This is a genomic window from Gemmatimonadetes bacterium SCN 70-22 (assembly GCA_001724275.1).
In the GTDB taxonomy this organism is placed as follows: domain Bacteria; phylum Gemmatimonadota; class Gemmatimonadetes; order Gemmatimonadales; family Gemmatimonadaceae; genus SCN-70-22.
In genome coordinates, this window is the sequence record MEDZ01000075.1 from 1 (window position 1) to 6,643 (window position 6,643).

General features: G+C 70.9%; 6 protein-coding genes. 1 reads left to right on the forward strand and 5 read right to left on the reverse strand.

Annotated elements, in window-relative coordinates:
• Window positions 1-135: 135 nt before the first annotated feature.
• Window positions 136-972 (reverse strand): hypothetical protein, encoded by an 837-nt coding sequence (locus ABS52_19030; protein ID ODT00038.1) that lies wholly within the window; start codon window positions 970-972, stop codon window positions 136-138.
• Between the two features lie 136 nt (window positions 973-1,108).
• On the opposite strand from ABS52_19030, the gene ABS52_19035 reads away from it, so the two are divergent.
• A complete protein-coding gene (locus tag ABS52_19035) occupies window positions 1,109-3,052 on the forward strand; it encodes a hypothetical protein (protein ID ODT00039.1) in 1,944 nt (647 codons plus the stop codon).
• A gap of 74 nt (window positions 3,053-3,126) precedes the next feature.
• On the opposite strand, the gene ABS52_19040 is transcribed toward ABS52_19035, so the two are convergent.
• From ABS52_19040 to ABS52_19055, 4 genes are all read right to left on the reverse strand, one after another.
• Window positions 3,127-3,852: a cytochrome C biogenesis protein gene (locus ABS52_19040; GenBank protein ID ODT00040.1), complete on the reverse strand. Its 726-nt coding sequence runs from the start codon at window positions 3,850-3,852 to the stop codon at window positions 3,127-3,129.
• 55 nt (window positions 3,853-3,907) lie between these two features.
• Complete coding sequence (locus tag ABS52_19045) at window positions 3,908-4,396, reverse strand: hypothetical protein (protein ODT00041.1); 489 nt, start codon at window positions 4,394-4,396, stop codon at window positions 3,908-3,910.
• A complete protein-coding gene (locus ABS52_19050; GenBank protein ID ODT00042.1) occupies window positions 4,378-5,313 on the reverse strand; it encodes a hypothetical protein in 936 nt (311 codons plus the stop codon). The genes ABS52_19045 and ABS52_19050 overlap by 19 nt, the downstream gene beginning before the upstream one ends.
• A 221-nt stretch (window positions 5,314-5,534) precedes the next feature.
• On the reverse strand, window positions 5,535-6,643 hold a 1,109-nt coding region (locus ABS52_19055; GenBank protein ODT00043.1), incomplete at its 5' end, for a primosomal protein N'.

Here is a 6,643-nt window from a genome sequence, read left to right on the forward strand (position 1 = left end):
CGGCGTGCGGGGCCGGTGGCGGCGAGGGGCGCCTAACGAACGGCGGCATCGCCCCATCGTCACGCACGCACGAAGGGCCCGGCCAGCGCCGGGCCCTTCGAGCACTCCCGTCTCCCGTCTCCCCCCTTCCGTCCCTTACCTCACCGCCACCTGGATCGGCGAGTTGAGCTTCACCACGATGTTGGCGCCCGAGTTGACGCAGCCGTCGTAGTTGGCCGTTGCAGCTGCGGCCGCACCGCCGGCCGCCGCGCCGGCGGCGGCGCCGATGATCGTCGACTTGGCCTTCTTGCCGAGGATCTGGCCGATGACCGCGCCGGCGGCGGCGCCCGTCAGGACCTTCTTGGCGTCGTCGCCCCCCGTGCTGGAGCGCACGCGGGTGATCGAGGCCGTCTGGACGTCGGCATCGACCGCGTACGTGCGCCCGCCGAACGTGACGTTGACGACGCGGAAGCCCATCTGGATCTGGTCGTTGGCGTTCTCGCTGCGCTTGAGCGTCGTGAGCTCGATCGTGACGGCGGCCCCGGCGGGAATCACCGCGCCGTCCGAACCGGTCACGTCCGAATTGAGCGTGGCCACGAAGCGGTCGCCGACCTTGTTGGTGTTGGTGCAGACCTTGTCGGCGGCGCTGAGGTGCAGCGACGTCCCGGCGGCAACGGTCCCCATCTTCTCAGCGGTCCCCGTCCCCTTCTCGGCGACGTTGCCGCCCGGGGTAGTCGTCGGGGCGGCCGGGGCCGGGGCGGGCTTGGTGGTCGCCGGCCTGGTCGTGGTCGGCTTTGGGCGCGGCCTGGGGGTGGTAGCGGCGGGGGCCGGCTGCTCCGGGGCCGGGGCGGGGACGTCTTGCAGCTGCGGCTGGGCGGCGGTGTCGCCGCCGATCGCCGAAAGGTCGCGGGCCAGGGCCGTGTCCTGCGAGAGCGCGTCCTCGCCCTTCTTCTCCCCGCCACAGGCGGAGACGAGGACGGCGAGGGCGATCACCGCGGGCCAACCGGCGCGACGGATATATTGTGACATCGTGCTTCCTCCAGGTGATGGGTAGGGCCGTGTCAACATACCGCCCGACACGCCAAAAGTGCCGTGTCCCGCCTCACCATTGCAATACGGAGTCCCCCCCGTGCGCGCCCTCCTCCGCCTGATCCCGTACTACCGTCCCTATCGCGGGACGCTGGCGTGGGGGCTGCTGTGCGTCGTCGTCTCCGGGGCGCTGGGGAGCATCAACCCGACCCTCCTGCGCCACGGGATCGACGGGATGCACCCTGGGGGATCGCTGGCGACGGCGTGGCGGGTGGCGGGGGCGATGCTGGGGATCTCGCTCGTGGGGGGGGTCTTCCGCTTCGGGATGCGCCAGGCGATCAACTCGCTGTCGCGGCGCATCGAGTACGACATGCGCAACGACCTGCTGCAGCACCTCCTGGCGCTGGATGCGGGGTGGTTCGGGCGCACGCGGACCGGCGAGCTCATGGCGCGCCTGACGAACGACCTGTCGGCGGTGCGCATGGCCGCCGGACCGGCGGTGATGTACCTGGTGAACACGGTCACCGGTGGCCTGATGGCGTTGGGGTTCATGCTGTCCATCGAGCCCCGGCTCACCGCCCTGGCCCTCGTCCCCATGCTCCCCCTCCCCTTCGTGATGGTGCGGCTGGGGCGCACCGTGCACGCGCGCTTCGAGGAGGTGCAGGAACACTTCGGGGCGATGACGACCCGGGTGCAGGAGAACCTGGCGGGGACGCGCATCGTGCGGGCCTACCGAGAGGAAGCGCCAGAGGAGCGGCGGTGGGAGGCGATGAGCGAGGACTACTTCGCGCGCAACATGACGCTGGCGCGGCTGCAGGCCCTCATGAGTCCCACCTTCGCGCTGCTCGGCGGGATGGGGGCGGTCATCGTGCTGGGGGCCGGCGGGACGCTGGTCGTGCGCGAGGTGATCACCGTGGGGGCGTTCGTGGCGTTCGGCATGTACCTCACGATGCTGATCTGGCCGATGATCGCCCTGGGGTGGGTCTTCAACCTGTTCCAGCGCGCCAGCGCCTCGATGCAACGCCTGGAGCAGGTCTTCGACGCGCGCCCGGCCATCACCTCCCCCGAGGCGCCGCGTCACCTTGCCCCGTCGACGGGAGGGCGGACCATCGAGTTCCGCGACGTCGGCTTCCACTACCCGCCGCCACCAGGGGCAACGAATGCGCCGCGCTGGGTCTTCCGCCACGTCTCGTTCACCGTCCGGGCCGGCGAGACGTTAGGCATCGTGGGGGCCACCGGGAGCGGGAAGTCGGCGCTGCTCGACCTCCTCCCGCGCACCTGGGATCCGGTGGAGGGGGAGATCCGGATCGACGGCGTCCCGATCCGCGAGCTCGCGCTCGACGAATTGCGGGGAACGCTGGGAGTGGTCCCGCAGGAGACGATCCTCTTCAGCGATACGATTCGTCGCAACCTGGCGTATGGACTGGGCGACCACGGCGGCGACGCGCCAAGCGCGAGCGGCGGGGGCGCGATTGCCGGTCGCGCCTCGGCCGAAGGCGCCTCGCGCGCGGTGATCCGCACGGACGGCGTCACTGGCGAACCGGAGGTCACCTGGGCGGCGGATGTCGCGCAGCTGACGGAGACCATCCGCGACTTTCCCGGCGGCTTCGAGACGCTGCTCGGTGAGCGCGGGATCAACCTCTCCGGCGGCCAGAAACAGCGCGCCGCCCTGGCCCGCGCCCTCGCCCGTCGCCCGTCGATCGTCGTCCTCGACGACGCCCTCTCCGCGGTCGACACCCACACGGAGGAGGCGATCCTGCGCGGGCTGCGATCGGCGCTGAGCGGGCGCACCGCGCTGATCGCCTCGCACCGCGCGAGCGCGATTCGCGACGCCGATCACATCATCGTCCTCGACGAGGGGCGGATCGTGGAGGAAGGGCGCCACGAGGCGCTGCTGGCGCGCCGCGGCCGCTATTGGGAGCTCCTCGCGCGGCAGGCGCTGGAGGAGGCGGTGGAGGAAGGGGGAGAGGACGAGAGGCGGGAGGGAGGAGAGTACGAGGTGGAGCAAGGCTCCCCAGCGCGCACCGACAGCGCGCAGCGGTGAGTCCGCGGCCCTCGTCTTCCCGTCTTCCCGTCTTCTCGTCTTCCCGTCTTCTAGACTACGCCGTCCGCCGCCCCCTACAGCCGTTCCAGAATGAACTCCGGCGTGAACTGCTGCAGCCAGCTGGCGAGGATCGTGAACTGATTCGTGATCATCAGGATCCCGACGAGGATCATGATGACGCCGGCGATGCGCTGCACCCAGAGCATCTGCTTCTTGAACTTCTGGAAGAAGCCCATGAAGCGATCGACGGCGAGCGCCGCGAGGATGAACGGGACGGCCAGCCCCATGGAATAGGCGGTCAGGAGGGCGAGCCCCCGGGGGAGGTCGGCCTCGCTGGAGGCGTAGATCAGGATGGATCCCAGGATGGGGCCGATGCACGGGGTCCACCCGGCGCCGAAGGCGATCCCGACCAGGACGGTCCCGAGGTAACCCACCGGCTTGTCCGCCAGGTGCACGCGCCGCTCGCGCGAGAAGAAGGCGATGTTCAGCACTCCCGCCAGGTACAAGCCGAAGACGATGATGATCACCCCGCCGACCTTCGTGATGAGGTCGCGTTGCGAGAACATCACCCGCCCGAGGACCGTCGCCGTCGCCCCGAGGGCCAGGAAGATCAGCGAGAAGCCGAGGACGAAGAGGAGCCCGTGGGTCAGCGCCACCCGTCGCCGGGCCTGCACGTCGTCGAAGCTCAGCCCCGTGATGAACGTGATGTAGCTCGGGATGAGCGGAAGGACGCAGGGCGAGAGGAACGACAGCAGCCCGGCCGAGAAGGCGATGAAGAGGCCGACGGATTCAGGAGTCACGGATTGGGACGAGAAGACGGGAAGACGAGAAGACGGGAAGACGGGAACGGGACGGTCAGGGCGGGTCTTGGGGCATCGAGGTGGCGCCTGCAACAAGGGGGCGATGGCCGCCGCGTTGGCAGTCGTCGCAGATCCCGTAGATCACCAGGCGGTGGCGCTGCCGTGCATAGCCGTGCGCCTCGGCCACGATCATCGTCATCCGCTCGAGGCGCTCGTCGCGGAACTCCTTCACCTTGCCGCAAACGGTGCACAACAGGTGCTCGTGATGCGGCACATCGCGGGCCGGCTCGTAGCGCCTGAACCCCTCGCCGAAGTCGCGCTCGACGAGGAGCCCGCTCTTCACCAGCAGGTCGATCGTACGATACACCGTCGCGAGCCCGATCCCGCTCTCGCGCCGTGCCAGCTCCAGCGCCACGTCATCGGCCGAGAGGTGGCGGTCGGAGCCGAGCATGATCTCGGCGATGACCAGGCGCTGCGCGGTCACCGGGAGGGCGTGCTCGCGCAGGTAGGCGGCGAACGCCTCGACTACGGCGTCGTGACCCACGCCGGCGCCTCGAGGGCCTGGCGAAGCGACTCGCCGGAGAAGTGCTCCGGCTCCGATTCGTCCCCCGCGCGCTTGGCGACGCCCCGTGCGACGCGCTCCACCGTGTCGAGCGGGGCATCGGCCTCGTGGGTGAGCTCCATGTCCCACTTGCCGCGATCGGGCCCCTTGAAGGTGTAGCGATAGCGGGCGGTCAGGACCGCATAGCGCCTCGGGCGAGCGGGTTCGGCGGTCTCCTCCAGCTCCGTCGCGGCCTCCGCCTCCGCGTCCGTCACGGCTTGCGCCTCTGCGTCCGTCGCGGCTTGCGCCTCTGCGTCCGTCGCGGCTTCCGCCTCTGCGTCCGTCATGGCTTCCGCATCTGGCTCCAGCGCGGCGTCCGTTGCGGCGTCCGTTGCGGCGTCCGTTGCGGCGTCCGTTGCGACGTCCGTTGCGACGTCCGTTGCGACGTCCGTTGCGACGTCCGTTGCGACGTCCGTTGCGGCGGACTCGAGCGACGCGACGCTCACCACGATGTCGTTCATCTCGTCGTCCAGCGCCTCGCCCACCCCCTCCTCCTCGGCCGCGTCGGCCAGGGAGACGGGCGAGGTCGCGGCGGCCGCCTCGTCACCCGTCAGCCCCTCCTCGTCCTCGGTGATGACGTCGATGTCGACGATGTCGTGCGCGACGACGGCGAAGTCCGCCGCCCCCTCTCCCCCAGAGTGCTCCGTCGCCGGCGCGCCTTCGCCGGATGCCGCGTCCGAGTCCCCCCCGGACATGTCGGAGATGGCCGGTGCCTCGGGCGGCTCGACGGCGACGACCGCGACCCCGCTCTCGTTCCCCCCCTGCCTGATGGCGGGAAAGAGGCGCAGCTCGACGATGCGCCCCCCGGCGGGGATGCGCTCGACGATCGCCGAGAGGAAGCGGCGCGTGGTGTCGTTCATCGCCCCACCCCGGAGTGCGACGGGGGGAGATCACGAACGCCAGCGACGTACGGCCCGAGGATCTGCATGGGGTCCTGCTCGATGGTGGTCCCCGCGACGCCGTGCGCGTCGCGGGGATGGAGAAAGATCACCGCCCGCAGAGGGGCGAACAACCCGCGCGGGGGGCGAGGGTCGGGGCTGAGGGGGGCGCGCCGCCCCGATGGCGCGGCCCTCCGTGCGGTTCAGAGCAGGCTCACCGGGTCACGATCGACCACCAGGCGCATTCCGTCCCGGTTCGGGACGTCGAAGCGCTCGGCGAAGTAGCGGAGGGCGCGCGTCATCGAGGCGCTCCCCTGCGCCTTGACCAGGGTGTGCCATCGCCAGCGCTGCTTGATGCGCTCCACCGGCGCCGGGGCGGGGCCGATCACCGTCAGCTGCAAAGCCGGGTGGGCCGCGTTGAGGCGCCGGAGCCAGTCGGTCCCCGCCATGGCCAGGGTCGCGGCGGCGTCCTCGGCGGTGGCGCTGAAGATCACGTTGGCGAGGCGGATCGTCGGCGGATACGGGGGCGACTCGCGCGCCGGGAGCTCCTCGGCGACGAACCCCTCGTAGTCATGGGTGACGGCGCAGCGCAGGGCGTGGTGGTCGCCCATGCGGGACTGGATGATGACGCGCCCCGCCTTCACGCTCCGCCCCGCGCGCCCGGCAACCTGCGACAGGAGCTGGAACGTTCGTTCTGCCGCACGGAAGTCGGGGAGGTTGATCCCCACGTCGGCGTCGATCACCCCGACGAGGGTGACGTTGGGGAAGTCGAGCCCCTTGGCGATCATCTGCGTCCCGAGGAGGATGTCGATCTCGCCGGCGCCGACGCGGTCGAGGATCTCGGCGTGCGCCCACTTCCCGCTGGTGGTGTCGACGTCCATGCGGGCGATGCGCGCCTCGGGGAAGCGCTCGACCAGGAGGCGCTCGACCTGCTGGGTTCCGAGACCGCGCTGCCGCATGGTGGCGGCGCCGCAGCGGGCACAGACGACGCGGACCTGCTCGGCGTGACCGCAGTAGTGACAGAACAGGCGTTCCGGGGTGCGGTGGTAGGTGAGGGAGATGGAGCAGTTGGGGCAGGCGGTCACGTCGCCGCAGGTGGTGCACTGCAGGAAGGCGGAGTAGCCGCGCCGGTTGAGGAGGAGGATGGACTGCTCGCGGGCGGCGAGCGTGGCGCGGAGGGCGCGCTCGAGCGGCTCGGCGACGACGCGGCGGAAGGGATCGCGGGGGGCGGGGGAGGAGATGAAGCGCGGCGGGGCGGGGATGCTGGCCGGGGGCGACGGTGGCGCGGGAATGGTGGGGGTGGGAACGGATT

Bases quoted from the DNA above. Each gene is read 5' to 3' on its own strand.
- ABS52_19050 (ODT00042.1), bottom strand. From the start codon at position 5,313: ATGAACGACACCACGCGCCGCTTCCTCTCGGCGATCGTCGAGCGCATC.